Below are 18,286 nucleotides of genomic sequence, written 5' to 3' on the forward strand. Positions count from 1 at the left end.
CACCTTAATTATTGCTCTCTTAGAGCTTCGAAATTAAGTCACTTCGCGCCGGAGACGAGGTCGCGGAGTGCCGCCTCCGGGTCGTCGGCCTTCGCCACCCCGCTCGCGAGCAGGACGCCGGTCGCGCCCAGGTCGCTCGCGGCCGTCACGTCGTCACCGGTCGAGATACCGGCGCCGCAGTACACGTCCACGGACTCGTCGACCGCCGCCGCAGCGTCGACCGCGCCCGTGACGACGTCCGGGTCCGCCTGACTGACCGGCGTCCCCGTTCCGATGAGTTCCGGCGGTTCGACCGCGACAGCGTCCGGGCCGAGCGCCGCCGCCGCCCCGATCTGGGCCGGGTTGTTCGCGCAGACGCACGTCTCCAGCCCCGCCCGTTCCGCGGCCTGCACGGATCCGTCGATGTCGGCGAGCTTCAGGCGGTTCTCCGAGTGATTCAGGAGCGTCCCCGTCGCGCCCGCATCGGCGGCCGCTTCCGCGAGCGTACTCCCGGTGTGACTCCCGTAGTCGTTCGGCGACACGTGCTGCGCCCACGTCTCCACGCCCGTGTCCGCGACCGCGGACAGGTGCGCGGCCTGGGGCGCCACGCCGACGCGAACGCCCGTATCGTCCGCGACGTCCGCCGCAGCACGCGCTACTTCCAGGTGATCGCACGGATACGCCTTCAGGTTCACAAGAACGAACATACGAGAACCGCCGGTGGCGAGCGAAAAGTACCTTTGGAGTCCGGCGAAGCCTCGCGCGAACTCCCACCCGTCGAACTCGATCGTCGCCCGTTCGACGGCAAGTGACTCGCGGTCGGCCGTCGCCCGTTCGACGGCAAGTGACTCGCAGCTAGTCCTGACAGCAGCCGCCCGCTTCCTCGCCGAAGTCCACGATGAGCTGGTCGCTGATAGCCTCGTTCACTGCCTCCAGGCGCGCATCGAGCGCGTTCTGCGCCTCCAGGTACTCGGCCATGACCGGCATCTCGTGGAGTTCCGCTTGCGCGTCCTGGACCTTCTGGAGGTCCGCTTGCGTCGCCTCGCCGGTCTGGCGCGCGAGCATGAACTCCTGGCGGATCTGCTCGAACTCGTCGATCTTCGCCTGCGCGTCCTCGCTCGCCTCAACCGCCGCCTTCGCGTCCTCGAACCGCTGGTACTCGTCCAGTTCGGTGATGGCGGCGCCGAGTTCCCGTCCGAGCGCCTCCACGCTCTCCGTCGTCGTCGACTCGCGGTCGGTCTCCACGCTCATATCCGAGTCTTGGACCGAACGCGTTTGAACCTGCCGGAACCCGCGAACTGCCCGTCCCGGATGGACACCAGCGAGGCGCGCGACACCAAACCGCACGGTCTTGCCCAGTTTCGGCGGCTACAGCCGGTTGAACGAACGATTGAACGGTTTGAACGGTGCGTGAACCGACTGAACGGAAGACCCCCTTCAATACGTGGGGCCGTCCAGTGAGAGATACGATGGGCGAGAACGACGTGACGGTACTGGTGGCGATGCCCCCGACAGAGCGACGCGGGCGGATCGTCGAACTGATCGGCGAGAACGGCCACGACGTCCGAACGGCCGACGACGGCGTTCGAGCAGTCGACCGCATCCGGCACGCCGACGTCGTTCTCGTCGGCGGCTACCCGCCGCAGGTCGCGCGCGTCGTGCTCGACGCGACCACGCCACCCGGCGTCGTCCGACCGAACGTGCTGGTCGCGGACGACGCCGACGCGTTCGACACGGTCCCCGGCGACCACCTGCCAGCGGACGCGACCGCGCCGGCGGTCGCCGACGCCGTCGAGGCGGCGGTCGGTCGAGCGAACTACACGCGTCGCGTCGCTGCGTTCTCGGCGGTCGCCGCCGAAGCCGCCAAGAGCGACCGACCGTCGCACGCGCTCGCCGAACAGGTCGCCGGACTCGCGAGCGACGCCCGCAGCGTCCAGACCGACTTCTCGCCCACGGACTGGACAGCGGCGTTCCGCTCGGTCCTCCGAACCGACGCCTCCGCGCTCTCCTCGAAGTCCGGGAACCGTACGAGTTAACCGTCCGTGCCGGCTACGACGGGGCAATGAGTCAAGAGTCGTACTCCGAAGGCGACCTCCGCAATACCGGCATGTCCCTCAAGCACGACCGCGAGTGGGACTACGAGCTGGACCGCATCGTCGACGCGGTCCACGACCGGGACGCGAAGAAGGTCGGCCTGCAGTTCCCCGAGGGCCTGAAGCGACGCGGCCCGGCGGTCGCTGACGACCTCCGCGAACTCGTTCCCGACGACGTCACCATCATGTTGTCCGGCCAGCCGTGCTACGGCGCGTGCGACCTGGACACGTTCCTGATGCGGCGCACGGACGTGTTCGTGCACTTCGGGCATTCGCCGATGAAGGAGTCGGACAAGATAATCTACGTGCCGCTGTTCTCGAACGTGGACGTCGAACCCATCATGGAGGAGTCCCTCGAGGAACTCCCCGATCCGGACGTCGACGACGAGGTGGGGCTCGTGACGACCGCGCAGCACATGAACCTGTTCGGCGACATGCGCGAGTGGCTCGAAGCGCGCGGGTACGAGGTCCACACGCGTCGCGGCGACGACCGCCTCACGCACGAGGGGCAGGTGCTCGGCTGTAACTACGCGAGCGCGGACGTCGACGCCGACCACATCCTCTACGTCGGCGGCGGGAAGTTCCACCCGCTCGGGCTGGCGATGGAGCACCCCGAGAAGAAAGTCGTCATCGCGGACCCCGTGAACAACGTCGTGACGGTCGCGGACACGGAGAAGTTCATGAAGCAACGGTACGGGGCGGTGCATCGCGCGATGGACGCGGAGAAGTGGGGCGTCATCTTCTGTACGAAGATCGGGCAGGGGCGGTTCGACCAGGCCCAGGAGATAATCGACGGGAACGACGACGCGTACCTCATCACGATGGACGAGGTGACGCCGGACCGCCTCCGGAACTTCGACATGGACGCGTTCGTGAACACGGGCTGTCCGCGCATCACGACGGACGACGGCCCGCAGTTCCACAAGCCGATGCTGACGCCCGGCGAGTACGAGATCGCGGTCGGGAACAAGCCCCTCGAGGACCTGTCGTTCGACACGTTCCACGGCACCTGGTAGCGACCGACCCAACACTGGACGGTATTCCTCGGTGGTCGGGGCGAAACCGCACGACCTCCGCATGGTGTTTCAGGGGTTGCAACACGTCTCGTGGCGTACATACTTCCAGTATCACCCCGTACGTGTAGATGCCGCCGGCCGCGGTGCATTGCCCCCGCCCCGTGGCCGGGGTCCCCACGCTGGAAACTGCCCTGATTGCCCTCTCACTCGGGCCGAGCGGATTCTTCCACCTCGGCCTGCTCGCCCGGGACGCAAGTAGCCCTCGACCGTAGCGACTCGAACGTGTCGGTTGCCCACGACACGAACGAGTCGTCCACGGCGTACGCGAGCGCCACCAACTGATTGTCCGGTCCGTACCCACCGACGAACGCTCTATCGTCCAGTACCGTCAGCCCGAACCCGGGGTCGTCTTCGAGGACGAACAGCGAGAACCCGTCGGTTGCGAGCGTCTCGCCGAACTCGTCGCCGGCGTCCTCGCGTTCGGCTTCCAGGACGTCCCTGGGGATGATGAGTTCGGTCTCGACGCCCGCTTCGATGAGCTGGTCGTGCCCGAAGTCGAACATCTCGCTGCGGACGGGCGAGAGCCCGTGCACGCGGTCGGTGTCGCTGGCGGTGAGTTCTTCGACGTACCGCATCACTGGGGCGTGTGGTTTGTCCTCGGCGGTCGTGACGAGGTCGGCGGTCGCGAGGACGTCGAGCGGTGGGACGCCCTCGGATGGGATGGTCTCGAGCAGCTGCTGGAATCGGTCGATGGTCTCCATCCCGGTCCGGAAGTGCTCGAAGCGGTCGTGGACGAGGACGCCGGCGGTCGTGACGTGGTAGCCGTCGGCGTCCTGCCGGACCCACCCGCGGTCGGTGAGCGCGGAGAGGTTCCGGTGGACGGTGGCGCGAGAGACGTCGAGTTCGTCGCGGAGATCGCTCGGACGAGCGGGTCCGAGTGACTGCAGTGCCCCCAGCACGCGCGCGCGGACTGGCGAGTCCGCGAGGAACGTGAGCGCGTCGTTGGTCATCGTCAAAGGTACCGGCCCCGGGGTCAAAAACGTTCGGCCGCGGCCGACAGAATATCGCCTGCTTGCGAAACGACGCCGACAACTGCTCCCGACTCGCGGCCTCGACGCAGACAACTGCCCCCGACTCGCGGCCTCGACGCCGTCGACCCGACCCGGACGAAGCCGACGCGTTCGTTCCACTCCGCTGGAATCGACTGACCCGCCGACCCCTGCACGTCCGGCGTCCCGGACGCGCGGCGTTCCGAAACCTGTAAACGCACGTCCCGGGTACTGGGTCGTATGGAACTGCGGGTCATCGAGAACACGGAGGACGAACTCTCCATCGAGATCGCGGGCGAGGACCACACGTTCATGAACGTCCTGAAGGGGACGCTCCTGGAGGCGGAGAACGTCGGCGCGGCGACGTACGACATGAACCCCGAGCAGTCCGGTGGGCAGACCGAACCGATCCTGACCATCAAGACCGAGAACGGCGCGGACCCGCTCGAGGAACTGGAGGCGGCGGCGGCCGACATCCGGGACAAGACGGCGGCGCTGACGGACGCGTTCGACGACGCGGCCGCCTGAGTCGCGCTCTGACTCGTCCCTGCCGACCGAACCGACGTCTCTGAGCGGTCTTCTGCGGTTGTTCGGTGGTCAGCGACGCATCGGGATGCCGCGTTCGTCGAGCCGTGCCTTGCATTCCTCGACGCTGTACTCGTCGAAGTGGAAGATGCTCGCGGCGAGTGCGGCGTCGGCGCCGGCGTCCGTGAAGACGTCGTACATGTCGTCCGGGCTCCCGCACCCGGAGGAGGCGATGACGGGCGTGGTGACGTTGTCGCAGACGGCTTTCGTGAGCGGGATGTCGTAGCCGTCCTTGGTGCCGTCGGCGTCGATGGAGTTCACGAAGAGTTCGCCGGCGCCGCGGGATTCGGCTTCGCGCGCCCACTCGACGACGTCCAATCCGGTGCCTTCGCGGCCGCCTTTGACCGTGCACTCGAACCAGCAGGATTCCCCGTCGACCTCGACGTAGTGCTCGCCCTCGTCGTCGAACCGGCGGCGCGCGTCGACGCTGATGACGATGCATTGGTTCCCGAACGCCTTCGCACCCTCGTCGATGAGGTCGGGGTTCGCGATGGCGCCCGAGTTGATGGAGACCTTGTCCGCGCCCGCTCGCAGCGTCTCCTTGATGTCCTCCTTCGTTCGGATGCCGCCGCCGACGGTGAGTGGGATGAACACCTCGTCCGCGACCGCGGAGACGGTGTCGAGCATCGTCTCGCGGCCGTCCGCGCTCGCGGTGATGTCGAGGAACACGAACTCGTCGGCGCCGGCTTCGTTGTATCGCTTTGCCATCTCGACGGGGTCGCCGGTGTACTCGAGGTCCTCGAAGTTCACGCCCGTGTACACGGCGGGGTTGCCGTCGTCGTCGAGGTCGACGTCGATGCAGGGGATGACGCGCTTCGTGAGAGTCACGGTTACTACCTCCACGTGCGAGGCCGTCGGACAAAAGGCGTCCGCTCGCGACAGGCCGTGCGGTGGACGCGAGCGTGGACCGGTCGCCGCGGTCCCGTGCGCGCCGACCGATGCGTGGAACCTACAAGTACCCGGGGTGCGTCGGTTCGCGCAGTTCGATGAAGCGTTATCCTGGGGTTCCGGACGCGAGCGAGGTCCTGCCGGGGTTCGCGGACGAGGGCGGGCACGTCTGGGTGCAGGAACTCGTCGCCGGCGAGTTGTTCCGCTTCCAGCTGGGGGAGTCGGGTGCGGTCCGCGTGGGGACGCGTCGTCGCGAGTTCGCGCCCGAGGACGCGCCGCTGCGATTCCGGCACGCGGTCCAGTACGTCCGCGATTCGCTGGACGCGAGCGCGCTCCGGGACGCGGTCGAGGACGTCGAGTCGGTGACGTTCTTCGGGGTCGCCACCCAGTACGCGGGCTATCCGTACGACTGGGGGCGGACGCCGTCGGTCCTCGGCGTCGACGTCTGGGATGCCGACCGCGAGGCACTCCTGCGGGTCGACGCCGCCGAGCGAGCGTTCGACGCGTTCGGGCTCGACCCCGTGAACGTATTTCGGAAGGAGGTGCACGTCCGCGACTACGGGTTCGCGGACGAGTCGCTCCCGGCGTCCGCGTGGTACGACGGCCCGGCGGCGGGTGTCGTCGTCCGGAAGAAGACCGGCGAACGACTCGCCTTCCGCGGAGAGGCTTCCGCACCCGACCAGGCTCCCGACCGCGAGCGCGACGTCGCGGACGCGACCGCGGCCGCGGCCGAGACCGCGACGGCGGCACGGTTCGGGCGCGTTGCGGCGACGGTCCGCGACCGCGGACTCCCGGTGTCGTTCGACACCGTCTACGACCGCCTGCTCGCCGCTATCTACCGCGAGGAGGGCGACTGGCTGCTGGACGAACCGTCGGGTGGCGGGACGGCGACGGGGCGCGGGTTCGACCTCGGCGCGTTCCGGGACGCGGTCGCGCAGCGAACGAGCGAACTGCTCCGAGACGTCGACGACGGGTGAGGCGTCGCCGGACGCGAATCCACTTCCGACGCGGCGGTCGCGTCGGCTCGAACGACAAGGTTCTTGCGACGGTCGCCCCTCGAATCCGACGATGTCGTTGCTGAGTCCGTTCGTGAACTCGCTCCCGGTCGCCGCCGTGTTCGTCCTCGGGTCGCTCGCGGTCATCTGGAAGGGCAGCGAGTGGCTGGAGCACTCCGCGGCGAACCTGTCGCTGTACTACGGCCTGCCGCCGGTCGTGCACGGCGCTATCGTCGTCGCGGTCGGGTCGTCGTTCCCCGAGCTGTCCTCGGCGGTGATCGCGACGTGGCTGCACGGCGAGTTCGGGCTCGGCGTCGGCGCTATCGTCGGCTCCGCGATATTCAACATCCTCGTCATCCCGGCGCTCTCCTCGCTCGCGGTCGACCATCGCGTGGAGGCGAACCGCGACATCGTCTTCAAGGAGGCGCAGTTCTACATGCTCTCGGTCGCGGTCGTCCTCATCACGTTCTCGCTCGCGGTCATCTACAACGGCGCGCCCGGCGAGTTCAAGGGCGTGGTGACGCCGGCGCTCGCGCTCCTCCCCATCGCGCTGTACGTGCTCTACATCTTCATCCAGTACCAGGACACGAGCGATTACGACGCGGAGGCACCACCCGCTTCGCTGAACGTCGGCAAGCAGTGGGCGCTCCTCGCGGTGAGCCTGCTGACGATCGCGCTCGCGGTGGAGGCGCTCGTCTCCGGTATCACGTACACGGCGGCACGATTCTCGCCGGACCTCCTGTGGGTGTGGGGGATGACGGTCATCGCGGCCGGGACGAGCCTCCCGGACGCGCTCGTGTCCATCCGCGCGGCGAAGGCCGGGGAGTCCGCGACGAGTCTCGCGAACGTCCTCGGGAGCAACGTCTTCGATCTCCTCGTCGCGGTGCCCGCGGGCATCCTCGTCGCCGCGGCGGTCGGGAACGCGGTCGTCATCGACTTCGCGATAGCGGTCCCGATGATGACCGCGTTGACGGTCGCGACGGTGTTCCTGTTCACGCTCCTCCGGACCGACCTCCACCTCACGAACAGGGAGGCGTACTTCCTGCTGGGGGCGTACGCGGTGTTCGTCGCGTGGCTGTTCCTCGGTATCTTCGGGGTGTCGCCGATCCCGGTTCCGGTGAGTTCCTGACTCGCGCGTCCTCGGTTCCGGGCGTCGTCCCGGTCGGTCGGGCGGGATGGCAATCGTCAAGTGCGGGCGGTGAGGAGCACGAGGCATGAGCGACGACTCTCACCACGAGGACGACCACGACCACGGCGAGAGCGAGGGGCGCGTCACCTCGCCGATGCAGGAGTACACGACCGGCCAGGTTGCTCGCGGCGCGCTCGTGCTCGTCGTCGGCCTCCTGCTCACGTTCGGCGTCGGGTTCGTGCTCTGAATCGGTCGGATCGAGCCGAGAGCAATCGTTCTTGCAGTCCTCGAACTCGGTAGCGTCGGTGCTGTCAGGCGAGCGTCGGTGCTGTCAGGCGAGCGTCGCGAGCCAGAATCCGAGTGCGGCGGCGGCGAGTGCGAGTGCGAGCGTGCCGAACGCGTTCGCGGCGGCGGCGCGCGTGCTTCGGGTCTGGCGGTCGACGGTCTCGAACGCGAACGTCGAGAACGTGGTGAACGCGCCGCACGCGCCGGTACCGACGAACAGGAGGGCGTCGCCCCCGAGGACGCCCGCGGCGCCGAGCCCGGTCGCGAGCCCGAGGACGAGACTCCCGACGACGTTCACGGCGAGCGTCGCTCGCGGGACGTCGGTGGTGTTGTCGACGCGCTCGTAGACGGCGTGGCGCGCGACCGCGCCGAGTGCACCGCCGAGGCCGACGAGGTACGCGGGGTTCACTGGTTCGTCCTCCGGGCGAGTGCGAGCGCGACGTGGCGGCCGACGAGGACGCCGGCGACGCCGAGCGCGTAGTTCGCGGCGACGTTCCCGGCGGCGACGAGCGGTGCGGCCTGGTAGGTCTGGACGGCGAACGTCGAGTACGTCGTGAGCGAGGAGAGGAAGCCGGTGCCGACGGCGGTCCGCATCGGCCCGGAGAACACGCCGAGGTACGCCTCCTCGTACAGCAGGAATCCGAGGAGCGCGCTCCCGAGGACGTTCACGGCGAGCGTCGCGGGGAGTGCACCGAACGCGCCGTCGACGACGTACCGGGCGTTCGCACCGGCGAACCCGCCGAGCGCGACGAGCGCGTACGTCTCCACGGTCGCGAGCGGGTGGCCGTCGGTCATCGAGAACGAGTCCGCAACGTGACGGCAAAAACCCGGCGAGTCCCGGTCGAGCGCTTCCGGGAGTGGGCGCCGGCCCCGCTCAGCCGAGTGCGTTCGCGACGGTGATGGCGTAGTGTATCTGTGCGATGCCGGCGACGACGAGGAGGACGCCGGCGATGCGCGTGATGCGGCCGGTGCTGGCGCGCAACCGGTCGACGACGGCGGTGTGGCCGAGCGCGGCGGCGAGCGTGACGGCGCCGAGCGCGAGCACGAGCCCGAGCGCGTACAGTCCGACGACCGCGGCTGCGGCGACGGGGCCGCGGGAGACGCCAGCGAGGGCGACGCCGACGAACACGGGCGCGCTGCAGCCGGCGGCGGCGACGCCGTACGTCACGCCGAACGCGAAGAACCCGCCGGGCGAGCGCGAGCGCTCGGCGAGTTGCACGGAGACGTCGCCGAACGTCCGGCCGCTCGCGAACGCGACGCCGACGAGGACGACGAGCGCGCCGACGACCAGCTCGAGTTCGCCGGCGAGCGACGCCACGCCAGCGCCGAGGACGGCGACGACTGCGGCGAACGCGACGAAGACGACGGTCGCGCCGAGTCCCGTGACGCCCGCGACGAATCCCGCACGGCGCAGCGACGGTCGCGCGGCGGTCGCCGCGCCGCCGTCCGTGGCGGTGCCGCCGGCGTCGTCGTCCGCGGGGCCTGCAGGGCTGGACCCCTCGGTGTTCGCGCCGACGAAGAACGCGACGTACCCCGGGAGCAGCGGGAACGCGCAGGGCGCGGCGAACGCGAGCGCGCCAGCGGAGAACGCCAGCACGAACAACGGGTCTATCATCGCTGCTCTCCCGGCCCCACGTTCGAAGTGGCGGCGGCCTCGTCGATGGCGGCGACGACCGCGTCCGCCCGGGCGACGCCGACGTGCCGCCAGACCTCGCTCCCTGGGCCGCCGCCGGGCGGGAGGACGAGCGTCGTCGGCAGCCGCGGCGCGCTGTACGTGCTCGTCGCTCGCGCCTCCGGGTCCATGACCGCGGGCCAGTCGCCGCCGTAGTCCCCCCACCACTGCCGGATGGCGGCCTCGTTCCCCTCGTTCGTCACGGAGACGACGTACGCGTCCGGGCGTTCCTGTGCGGCCGCCCAGATGGTGTCGAGTTGCGGGATGCAGGGCGCGCACCACGTCGCGAAGAAGTCGAGGACGATGGGGCGGTCGGCGACCGCGAGCGGGACGCGGTCGGGGCCGGGGCCGGCGGCGCGCTCCAGTTCGATGGCATCCACGCCCCCGTCGCCGACGCCGAGACTCCCCAGGCAGCCGGCGAGCGCGGCGCTCGCGGCGACCGCGCCGCTTCGGAGGAGTCGTCGACGGGAGAGCGGTTCCATACCCGTCCTACGACGACTGGGGGTATCGGGCTAGCGGGGGTGTGAGGGATTGGCGCACGACCGCCCCGCGTTCATGCGTCGACGACGCGTACCGGACGCCATGAATCGGCGTGCCCTCCTGCGAGCGACGGCGGCGGCGGTCGGCCTCGGCGGACTCGCTGGCTGCCTCGACCTCGCGAGTTCCTTCGGCGCGGACCGCGGCACCGCGAGCGGGCGCGCTGGCCCGGGAACGGGCGGCGAGGACGCGTACCCGTCGCTCGCGCAGACGGGGTTCCCGCCGACGGTCTGCGAGGAGTCAACGCAGCCGTGGGCGCTCCTCGAGATCGACGACCCGCAGTTCGCGCGCGACTGGCCGCGCGACGTCGACGAACGGTACGCGGACGACGGCCGACTCGACGACTCGCAGGTCGTCGTCGGGCTCACGGGCGGCGACCGCCCGCGCGCGTACCCCGTGACGGTCCTGTGGCGGCACGAGGTCGTCGAGGACGAGTACGCGGGCGAACCGCTGCTCGTGACGTACTGCTCGCTGTGCCGGAGCGGGATGGTCGCGTCCCGCGTCGTCGCGGGCGAGACGCGGTCGTTCCGCGCGACGGGCCTGCTCTGGCGGCCCGAGGACGTGTTCGCCGCGGCCGCCGAGGAGGACAACCGGTCGTTCGGCGCGACCGTCAGGGACACGGACGTCGGCGTCCGGAACGCCGGGAACCTCGTCATGGTCGACCGGGAGAGCGGGAGCTACTGGAGCCAGTTGCTCGCGCGCGCCATCTGCGGGCCCCTGGAGAACGAGGCGCTCGCGATTCGGCCGTCGCAGGTCGCCACGTGGGGCGACTGGCGCCGCGAACACGCGGAGTCGGAGGTGTTGCTGCCGCCGCCGTACTCGGGCGTCGACGAGACGGGAGCGGAGAGACGGAAGTAGGCGAGAAGGCGCCGCGGTTAGAAGACGTACTCGTCGTCGTGACCCATCATGCCGTCGTCCTCGAAGCCGGAGTCGAGGCGTTCGTCCTCGTCGTCCATCGGGCCGCTCGTCTTGTACGCCTTGAGTCCGGCCGCCAGGAGGTCCTCTATGGCTTCGTCGCGGTTGACGAACTCGCCCTGCTCCACCATCTGCGTGATCTGCATCTCGAGATGCTCGGGGATGTTTATCTCGACCTTGGGCATCAGTAATTGGGGCTATCGGTAAGGGGGTATTTAAGCCTGTTGGGGACGTGAATCCGCCGCGGGAGGCCGCCTCAAGCCCCCTCGGCGGACTTTCGGGGCCGTTCGTGTCCGTCGATGAACGAGTCCGTACACGCTCCTCGCCCTGGATTGGCAAGGTCCTCCGACGTCGGGCGAGTGGTCGCGGACCGCGACGCGAACTCGGGTCCGTCACGCCTACGGTCGTTCGCGCGCTACGAGTCCGCGATGACAGTCAGGGACGTCACGGACCTCCACGAGGAGTTCGACGGCGAGCGCGTACCGCCCGGGCAGCGCGAGACGTCGAAGTTCCCCGTGCTCTCGAAGAGCGGCACGCCGAACTACGACCCCGACGAGTACTCGCTCGACGTCTGGGGCGCCGTCGACGACGAGCGCTCGTTCTCGCTCGACGAGTTCAAGGCGGTCGACAGCGAGACGCAGCGCCAGGACTTCCACTGCGTCACCGGCTGGTCGAAGCTCGACTGCGAGTTCACTGGCGTGACGTTCCCGACCCTCGCCGACCTCGCGGGGGTTCACGACGACGCCGTCCACGTCATGTTCCACGCGCTCGACGGGTACACGACGAACCTCCCGCTGGAGGAGTGCATGCGCGATGAGGTCATGCTCGCGTGGGCGTTCGACGGCGACGACCTCCCGCGCGAGCACGGCGGCCCGCTCCGGGTCGTCACCCCGCATCGGTACGCGTACAAGGGCGCGAAGTGGGTCGACGGCGTCGAGTTCCTCACCGAACCCGAGCGCGGGTACTGGGAGAAACGCGGGTACTCGAACACCGCGAACCCGTGGAACGAGGAACGTTACGCGTGAGTCGCGGTCCGGGAGCGCTACGCCTGACTCGCGGTCCGGCGGTCGGCGGTCACGGGAGCGATATCTCGCCGTCGACGACGAGTTCGACCTCGTAGGTCGAGCCATCGTGTTCGAGGTAGTAGAGATGGAGGTACGCGGGCGGGGTCACGGTCGCGTCCTGCTCGGTCCACCGTTCCTCGTGGCGCTTCGAGCGCAGTTCGTTTCGCTCCTCGATCCGTTCCGCGAGCGACTGGAGCGCGCTCGCGTCGCCACAGGTCACGTACGAGTCCGGTGGAACCGCCGCCTCGACGACCCGCCGTTCGGCGTCGGGGAGTTCGCTCGTCGACACCGGCGGGGTCTCGTTCGAGGGCCCCAGCTCGTACTCGGGCTCGCCGAGTTCGAGCGACGACGGCGCGTCGCACGGCACCGTGGTCGTCGCGGCGGTCGTCCGCGTCGAGGCATCGGTGGTCGAGACGCCGGTGGTCGATTCGCCGACGGTGTCGTCGCCGAGACAGCCGGCGAACGCGGTGGGGAGGGCGGTCGCGGCGAACGCGTGGAGGGTACGGCGGCGTCGCATGCGCGGGGCGTCGAGCGGTCGCGTGAAGTGCTTTCTCCTTAGGTTCTCGGATATGAACACCCTTTATACGGCCCGTCCCTGAGTTGCGTGCGATGGAACGAGCGGAGAGCGGCGGGGCGTCGGGAGACGTCGTGCTCGACGCGGGACGCCTGGTGAGTCGCAGCCGCGAGGTCGGCGACGTGTCCTTCCAGGCGTTCCTGGCGTCGCGAGAACCGCCGCGGCTCCAGTGGGCGAGCCCCGGCGGCCTGGAACTGGCGGGTGCGGGGGTCGCCGCCGAGGTGACCGCGGACGGCCCGGAGCGCTTCGATGCGGTGCGGTCGGCCGCGGCCGCGGCGTTCGCGGACGTGGACGCGAACGGCGCGAGCGGGAAGGCGCCGCGCCCGCGGTTCGTCGGCGGGTTCGCGTTCCGCGACGACCACGCCCCGGAGGGCTCCTGGAGCGGGTTCCCGGCGGCGTCGTTCGTCCTCCCGGAAGTGCAGTTGACGCGGACGGACGACGGGACGTGGGTGACGGTGAACGCGTACGGGCCCGACGCCGACCCGGAGGCGGTCGAGCGCGCGCTCGACGACGCGGTCGAGTCGGTCCAAGCCCTTCCGAAGATGCGGCCGGTGGGGACGCCGCCGGGCGTGCGGGCGACGCGGCGGACGACGCCGAAGGACGCGTGGACGACGCAGGTCGCGGACGCGACCGAGCGCATCCGCGCCGGCGACCTGGAGAAGGTCGTCCTCGCGTGCGCGCTCGAGGTCGACCTCGACGGGCCCGTCGACCTCCCGGACGTCCTCGAGCGGTTGCGGCGGACGTACCCGAACTGTTACCGGTTCCTCGTACAGCCCACCGAGGACGCCGGGTTCCTGGGAGCCCCACCGGAGCGGCTCGTGAAGCGCGACGGCCGGCGCGTGGAGACGGAGGCGCTCGCGGGGTCGGTCGGGCGCGGCGGGACGCCGGAGGCCGACGCCGAACTCGCGCAGTCGCTCGTCGACTCGGAGAAGATACAGCACGAGCAGCGTCTCGTCGTCGACACGATCTGCGAGCAGCTCGCGGGGTTCGGCGACGTGACGGAGGGCGAGCAGCGCGTACGGAAACTCGACAATATCCAGCACCTGCAGACGCCCATCACGACCGAGCTGGCGTCGGACGTGCACGTGCTCGACATCGTGGAGGCACTGCATCCGACGCCCGCGGTCGGCGGGCTGCCGCCGGCGGCGGCCGCGGCGACCATCCGGGACGTGGAGACGTTCGAGCGCGGGTGGTACGCGGCCCCCATCGGGTGGTTCGACGCGACCGGTGACGGGGAGTTCCTCGTCGCCATCCGCTCGGGGGTCGCGGGCGGTGACGGCGCGACGCTGTTCGCGGGGAACGGCATCGTCCGGGACTCGGACCCCCAGGAGGAGTGGGACGAGATCCAGCTGAAGTACCGGCCGTTGCTCGAAGAGTTCAGATGAGCGACGACGACCGCGCCCGCGGTGACGCCGAGGACGGCGGGTACCCGAACCGGAACGTCCTGTGGGCGGAGACGCTCGTCGACGAGCTCGCGGCGGGCGGACTGGATGCGGTCGTGGTGTCGCCGGGGAGCCGGTCGACGCCGCTGACGATGGCGTTCGCGGCCAACGACGACGTCGACGTGTTCTCGATCCTCGACGAGCGGTCGGCGGCGTACTTCGCGCTCGGTCGCGCCCGCCGTACCGGCGAGCCGACGGCGCTCGTCTGCACGTCGGGGACGGCGGCGGCGAACTATCATCCCGCTGTCGTGGAGGCGAGCCAGGCGCGCGTGCCATTGCTCGCGCTCACGGCGGACAGGCCGCCGGAGTTGCGGGATTCCGGCGCGAACCAGACGGTCGACCAGGAGAAGCTGTACGGGTCGACCGTGCGGTGGTATCGCGACCTCCCGGAGCCGGAGGCGACGCCGCGGAAGCTCCGGCGGCTGCGGACGGACGCGGCGAGAGCGCTCGCGGAGACGACGGGGACGCCCGCGGGACCCGTCCACGTGAACTGTCCGTTCCGGAAGCCCCTGGAGCCACTCGAGGTCGAGGGGGACGTGCCGGCGGGCTGGGACGAGGGCGACGTGCGAGCGAGCGAGGGACGGCCGGGGCGTGCGTACGTCGAGACGGCGCAGGGGCGGCCGACGCTCGACGACGGACGCCTCGATGCGCTCGCGGCGTCGGTCGCGTCGGCGGACGCGGGACTCGTCGTCGCCGGCCCCGCCGACCCCGTCGACGTCGCTCGCGATGGGTACGCGCCGGCGCTCGCGGAACTGGGTGCGACCGCGGGGTTCCCGGTGCTCGCGGATACGCTATCGACCGTCCGCCACGGCGAGCACGTCGCTGAGGCACCGATTCTCGGTTCGTACGACGGGTACGTCGACGAGCTGTTGGACGCGGTCGAGCCCGACCTCGTCCTGCGGTTCGGGGCGTCACCGACGTCGAAACCGCTCCGGAAGGCGCTCGCTGCGCGCGACGTCCGCCAGGTGCTCGTGGACCCTGCTGGCGAGTGGCGTGACGCCGAGTTCGTCGCCGACGCCCTCCTCGCGGCCGACCCCGTCCACGTCGCGCGCGGCGTCGCGGACCGGCTTGCGGACCGCGACCGACCGACGGGGACCGACCGCGACGCGACCGTCGAGCGCGCGCTCGCGATGGACGAGGCGTTCACCTCGGGGGTCGCGGACGCCCGCGAAGACGATTCGGTCGGTGCGTTCGAGGGCGCGGTGCTCGCGGACGCGGTCGCGAACGCGCCCGCACCGGCGACGCTGGTTGTCGGGAACTCGATGCCGGTGCGGGACGCCGACCGGTTCGCTCCCGCGAGCGAGCGCGACGTGACGGTGCTCGCGAACCGCGGCGCGAGCGGCATCGACGGCGTCACCTCCACCGCGCTCGGCGCCGGGAGCGCCACCGACGACCCGCTCGTGTACGTCACGGGCGACCTCGGGTTCTACCACGACATGAACGGCCTCCTGTCGCTCTCGCGCTGTGACGTCGACGCGACGATCGTCGTCGTGAACAACGACGGCGGCGGCATCTTCCAGGAGCTCCCCATCAGCGAGTTCGACCCGCCGTTCACCGAGCAGTTCCAGACGCCCCACGGCATCGACTTCGAGCCAACGGGTGACCTCTACGAGTTCGCGTTCGAGCGCGTCCCGGTCGACGCGTTCGCGAGCGCGTACCGCGACGCGGTCGCTGCCGAGGGCTCGCACGTCCTCGAGGTCGGGTTCGACGCGGCCGCGAGCCACGACGCTCGCGACGCCGTCACCGACCGAGCGCGCGAGCGCGCTCGCTCCGCGAGCGAGACGCGGTAGACGGTTGAGTCCCGTCCGTCACCGCAGCACTTGCATGAACAGCACGCTGTACCCGAACGGTATCCACGTGCTCCCGAGGACGACGACGCCGAGCAGCGAGACGGGGTCGAGCGCGGGGAACAGGAGGAGTGCGAGCGGCGCGATGACGCTCCACGCGCCGAAGACGTAGATGGCGATGCGTGGCATCGTCAGGAGGTACCCGGTGAGCAGGAGCGCGCACGCGGCGACGGTGACGTTCACGACGAGCGAGAACTGTGGCGTTATCGCGGAGTACGCCATGAACGGGTAGAGGACGAACATGATGCCGACGACGACGAACTCGCTCCCCTGGAGCTTGTAGGGCGTCCGCGCGGTGTCGAGTTCGTCGTCGTTCCAGTCGTGCACCGAGTACCCGCCGTCGGTGTCGTCGGCGGCGGTCCCGCGGCCCTCGCGTTGCGCGTGCTTCGAGCGTTCGCGCTCTCGTTCGCGCCAGTGCCGGCTGTCGGTCGGGTCGCCGACGGTCGCGCCGCCCGCGTCCGTCGACGTGCTCGCACCGCCACCGGGCGCGGTCGTGCCGGTCGCGTTCGCGCTCGCACCGGTCGCGCTCGCCGACGCCTGTCCCTCTCCGCTGGACCCGCCGACGTCGTAGCTCCGCTCGCTCGGATTCGACCCGGAGCGGCGCGTCCGGTCGTACGCGCCCGGGTCGAACCCGAACCCGCCATCCGCGCCCACGCCTCCGTCGTTCACGCCGTCGTCGCCCGGCCCGCCAGCGCTTCCGCGGCTATCGCTCTCGCTCCCACGACCGCTCGCGCCCCAGCGACTCCCGGACGCGTCGCCCCGGGCGTCCGCGGTCGGGTCCGCGCCGACGTCCCAGCGACCGCCACCGTCGCCGGTCCCGCCACCGAAGTGACTCGTGTACGACGCGTGCCCGAGGCGGTCGTAGCGAGCGCGCTCGTCCGGGTCGCCGAGCACCTCCTCGGCGGTCTGCACGCGCTGGAACGCGTCGCTCGCGTCCGGCGCGTCGTTCAGGTCCGGATGGGTCTCCTTGACGCGTTCGCGGTACGCGGCCTCGATCTCGTCCTGACTCGCGGCCGCGTCCACCCCGAGGACGTCGTAGAACGTCTCACCCATGCCTCGTGCGTGTTTGTAACCGAGCGGAGAAAAACGTTCCCGGCAACGAACCGGCACGTATCCCGTCTTCGCGAACGCCGACGCCGTATCCGGCCGCGTCCCCGGTTCGGCGAGGGCCAGCCGAGACGCGAACCTCCAAGTGCGCGCCGCGGCGAGTCCCCGGTATGGTCAGCGAGCTCTTCGACCCGGAGCGCTGGGAGGCGACCGAGTTGAACGACGACTTCCGGGACATCACGTACCACCGCGGGACGGACGTCGGCGCGGTCCGCATCGCGTTCGACCGCCCCGAGGTCCGGAACGCGTTCCGGCCCGGCACGGTCGACGAACTGTATCGCGCTCTCGACCACGCGAAACGCCAGACTGACGTCGGGTGCGTGCTCCTGACGGGGAACGGCCCGAGCCCGAAGGACGGCGGGTGGGCGTTCTGCTCGGGCGGCGACCAGCGCGTCCGCGGCGCCGACGGCTACGAGTACCAGGGCGACGACGCCGAGCGCGAGGACGCCAGCAGCGCCGGCCGCCTCCACATCCTCGAAGTCCAACGGCTCATCCGCCACATCCCCAAACCCGTCGTCTGCGTCGCCCCCGGCTGGGCGGTCGGCGGCGGCCACAGCCTCCACGTCGTCTGCGACATGACCCTCGCCAGCGAGGAACACGCGAAATTCAAGCAAACCGACCCGGACGTCGCAAGCTTCGACGGCGGCTTCGGGAGCGCGTACCTCGCGAAACAGGTCGGCCAGAAGAAAGCCCGCGAGATCTTCTTCCTCGGGAAGACCTACGACGCCGACGAAGCCGCCGACATGGGCATGGTGAACGAAGCCGTCCCACACGACGACCTCGAAGACGTCGCACTCGACTGGGCCGAGGAGATGCTCGGCAAATCCCCCACCGCCATGCGCATGCTCAAGTACGCGTTCAACGCCACCGACGACGGCATGGTCGGCCAACAAGTCTTCGCCGGCGAAGCCACCCGCCTCGCCTACCAGACCGACGAAGCCCAAGAAGGCCGCGACGCCTTCAACGAAGGCCGCGACCCCGACTTCGACGACTACGAGTACCACTACTAAGCGACCACCTTTTTGCTGCGTCGGGTGCGCTCACTGCGTTCGCGCACCGCTCCTTGCAAAAACGTGGGCGAAAAACTCCCGAGCGACTCGCTCGCTTCG

22 protein-coding genes are annotated in these 18,286 nt (G+C 70.1%); 11 read left to right on the forward strand and 11 right to left on the reverse strand.

Annotation, left to right across the window (positions count from 1 at the left end):
* Nucleotides 1-38: 38 nt before the first annotated feature.
* Both tpiA and ACZ48X_RS21705 read right to left on the reverse strand, forming a co-directional pair.
* Nucleotides 39-686 carry a triose-phosphate isomerase gene (gene tpiA / locus ACZ48X_RS21700; RefSeq protein WP_336350409.1) on the reverse strand — a complete coding sequence of 216 codons (648 nt, stop codon included), beginning with the start codon at nucleotides 684-686 and terminating at the stop codon, nucleotides 39-41.
* Between the two features lie 148 nt (nucleotides 687-834).
* Entirely contained in the window at nucleotides 835-1,230 is a 396-nt protein-coding gene (locus ACZ48X_RS21705; RefSeq protein ID WP_336350408.1) for a YlbF/YmcA family competence regulator, read from the reverse strand.
* Between the two features lie 218 nt (nucleotides 1,231-1,448).
* On the opposite strand from ACZ48X_RS21705, the gene ACZ48X_RS21710 reads away from it, so the two are divergent.
* Entirely contained in the window at nucleotides 1,449-2,015 is a 567-nt protein-coding gene (locus ACZ48X_RS21710) for an ANTAR domain-containing protein (protein WP_336350407.1), read from the forward strand.
* 26 nt (nucleotides 2,016-2,041) lie between these two features.
* The gene (gene dph2 / locus ACZ48X_RS21715; protein ID WP_336350406.1) at nucleotides 2,042-3,088 is read left to right on the forward strand and encodes a diphthamide biosynthesis enzyme Dph2; all 1,047 of its coding nucleotides are present in this window, start codon (nucleotides 2,042-2,044) and stop codon (nucleotides 3,086-3,088) included.
* 203 nt (nucleotides 3,089-3,291) lie between these two features.
* Here the strand turns inward: dph2 and ACZ48X_RS21720 are convergent, their stop codons facing one another.
* Complete coding sequence (locus tag ACZ48X_RS21720; protein ID WP_336350405.1) at nucleotides 3,292-4,098, reverse strand: helix-turn-helix transcriptional regulator; 807 nt, start codon at nucleotides 4,096-4,098, stop codon at nucleotides 3,292-3,294.
* Nucleotides 4,099-4,377: 279 nt separating this feature from the next.
* Between ACZ48X_RS21720 and ACZ48X_RS21725 the strand changes: the two genes are divergently transcribed.
* Complete coding sequence (locus ACZ48X_RS21725; RefSeq protein ID WP_336350404.1) at nucleotides 4,378-4,665, forward strand: DNA-directed RNA polymerase subunit L; 288 nt, start codon at nucleotides 4,378-4,380, stop codon at nucleotides 4,663-4,665.
* Between the two features lie 69 nt (nucleotides 4,666-4,734).
* Here the strand turns inward: ACZ48X_RS21725 and hisF are convergent, their stop codons facing one another.
* Complete coding sequence (gene hisF, locus ACZ48X_RS21730) at nucleotides 4,735-5,550, reverse strand: imidazole glycerol phosphate synthase subunit HisF (RefSeq protein ID WP_336350403.1); 816 nt, start codon at nucleotides 5,548-5,550, stop codon at nucleotides 4,735-4,737.
* Between the two features lie 158 nt (nucleotides 5,551-5,708).
* Between hisF and ACZ48X_RS21735 the strand changes: the two genes are divergently transcribed.
* The 3 genes from ACZ48X_RS21735 to ACZ48X_RS21745 all read left to right on the forward strand — a co-directional run bounded on the left by ACZ48X_RS21735 (nucleotide 5,709) and on the right by ACZ48X_RS21745 (nucleotide 7,981).
* Nucleotides 5,709-6,587, forward strand: coding sequence for a hypothetical protein (locus tag ACZ48X_RS21735; protein ID WP_336350402.1), 879 nt, complete (start codon nucleotides 5,709-5,711; stop codon nucleotides 6,585-6,587).
* A 91-nt stretch (nucleotides 6,588-6,678) separates the two neighbouring features.
* Nucleotides 6,679-7,734: a sodium:calcium antiporter gene (locus tag ACZ48X_RS21740; RefSeq protein WP_336350401.1), complete on the forward strand. Its 1,056-nt coding sequence runs from the start codon at nucleotides 6,679-6,681 to the stop codon at nucleotides 7,732-7,734.
* 85 nt (nucleotides 7,735-7,819) lie between these two features.
* A complete protein-coding gene (locus ACZ48X_RS21745; protein WP_336350400.1) occupies nucleotides 7,820-7,981 on the forward strand; it encodes a DUF7550 family protein in 162 nt (53 codons plus the stop codon).
* Between the two features lie 84 nt (nucleotides 7,982-8,065).
* Here ACZ48X_RS21745 and ACZ48X_RS21750 read toward each other — a convergent pair whose 3' ends face one another.
* From ACZ48X_RS21750 to ACZ48X_RS21765, 4 genes are all read right to left on the reverse strand, one after another.
* Nucleotides 8,066-8,428, reverse strand: a complete 363-nt coding sequence (locus tag ACZ48X_RS21750) for a fluoride efflux transporter FluC (RefSeq protein WP_336350399.1) — start codon at nucleotides 8,426-8,428, stop codon at nucleotides 8,066-8,068.
* Nucleotides 8,425-8,814: a CrcB family protein gene (locus ACZ48X_RS21755; protein ID WP_336350398.1), complete on the reverse strand. Its 390-nt coding sequence runs from the start codon at nucleotides 8,812-8,814 to the stop codon at nucleotides 8,425-8,427. The genes ACZ48X_RS21750 and ACZ48X_RS21755 overlap by 4 nt, the downstream gene beginning before the upstream one ends.
* A gap of 79 nt (nucleotides 8,815-8,893) precedes the next feature.
* Nucleotides 8,894-9,634 carry a cytochrome c biogenesis protein CcdA gene (locus ACZ48X_RS21760; protein ID WP_336350397.1) on the reverse strand — a complete coding sequence of 247 codons (741 nt, stop codon included), beginning with the start codon at nucleotides 9,632-9,634 and terminating at the stop codon, nucleotides 8,894-8,896.
* Nucleotides 9,631-10,173, reverse strand: a complete 543-nt coding sequence (locus tag ACZ48X_RS21765) for a TlpA family protein disulfide reductase (RefSeq protein WP_336350396.1) — start codon at nucleotides 10,171-10,173, stop codon at nucleotides 9,631-9,633. Before ACZ48X_RS21765 ends, ACZ48X_RS21760 begins: the two co-directional genes overlap by 4 nt.
* 100 nt (nucleotides 10,174-10,273) lie before the next feature.
* Between ACZ48X_RS21765 and ACZ48X_RS21770 the strand changes: the two genes are divergently transcribed.
* Nucleotides 10,274-11,086 (forward strand): DUF3179 domain-containing (seleno)protein, encoded by an 813-nt coding sequence (locus ACZ48X_RS21770; RefSeq protein ID WP_336350395.1) that lies wholly within the window; start codon nucleotides 10,274-10,276, stop codon nucleotides 11,084-11,086.
* Between the two features lie 17 nt (nucleotides 11,087-11,103).
* Here ACZ48X_RS21770 and ACZ48X_RS21775 read toward each other — a convergent pair whose 3' ends face one another.
* Nucleotides 11,104-11,328, reverse strand: a complete 225-nt coding sequence (locus ACZ48X_RS21775) for a ribbon-helix-helix domain-containing protein (RefSeq protein WP_227131023.1) — start codon at nucleotides 11,326-11,328, stop codon at nucleotides 11,104-11,106.
* A 243-nt stretch (nucleotides 11,329-11,571) separates the two neighbouring features.
* On the opposite strand from ACZ48X_RS21775, the gene ACZ48X_RS21780 reads away from it, so the two are divergent.
* Complete coding sequence (locus ACZ48X_RS21780) at nucleotides 11,572-12,168, forward strand: sulfite oxidase-like oxidoreductase (protein ID WP_336350394.1); 597 nt, start codon at nucleotides 11,572-11,574, stop codon at nucleotides 12,166-12,168.
* Between the two features lie 49 nt (nucleotides 12,169-12,217).
* On the opposite strand, the gene ACZ48X_RS21785 is transcribed toward ACZ48X_RS21780, so the two are convergent.
* Nucleotides 12,218-12,724, reverse strand: a complete 507-nt coding sequence (locus tag ACZ48X_RS21785; protein ID WP_336350393.1) for a hypothetical protein — start codon at nucleotides 12,722-12,724, stop codon at nucleotides 12,218-12,220.
* A 92-nt stretch (nucleotides 12,725-12,816) separates the two neighbouring features.
* On the opposite strand from ACZ48X_RS21785, the gene ACZ48X_RS21790 reads away from it, so the two are divergent.
* Together ACZ48X_RS21790 and menD are read left to right on the forward strand one after the other, a co-directional pair.
* The gene (locus ACZ48X_RS21790) at nucleotides 12,817-14,166 is read left to right on the forward strand and encodes an isochorismate synthase (protein WP_336350392.1); all 1,350 of its coding nucleotides are present in this window, start codon (nucleotides 12,817-12,819) and stop codon (nucleotides 14,164-14,166) included.
* Nucleotides 14,163-16,013 (forward strand): 2-succinyl-5-enolpyruvyl-6-hydroxy-3-cyclohexene-1-carboxylic-acid synthase, encoded by a 1,851-nt coding sequence (gene menD / locus ACZ48X_RS21795; protein WP_336350391.1) that lies wholly within the window; start codon nucleotides 14,163-14,165, stop codon nucleotides 16,011-16,013. Before ACZ48X_RS21790 ends, menD begins: the two co-directional genes overlap by 4 nt.
* A gap of 18 nt (nucleotides 16,014-16,031) precedes the next feature.
* On the opposite strand, the gene ACZ48X_RS21800 is transcribed toward menD, so the two are convergent.
* Nucleotides 16,032-17,123, reverse strand: a complete 1,092-nt coding sequence (locus tag ACZ48X_RS21800; RefSeq protein ID WP_336350390.1) for a J domain-containing protein — start codon at nucleotides 17,121-17,123, stop codon at nucleotides 16,032-16,034.
* A 164-nt stretch (nucleotides 17,124-17,287) separates the two neighbouring features.
* On the opposite strand from ACZ48X_RS21800, the gene ACZ48X_RS21805 reads away from it, so the two are divergent.
* Entirely contained in the window at nucleotides 17,288-18,187 is a 900-nt protein-coding gene (locus ACZ48X_RS21805) for a 1,4-dihydroxy-2-naphthoyl-CoA synthase (RefSeq protein WP_336350389.1), read from the forward strand.
* Nucleotides 18,188-18,286: the final 99 nt, after the last annotated feature.

It is taken from the genome of Halorubellus litoreus (assembly GCF_055378595.1).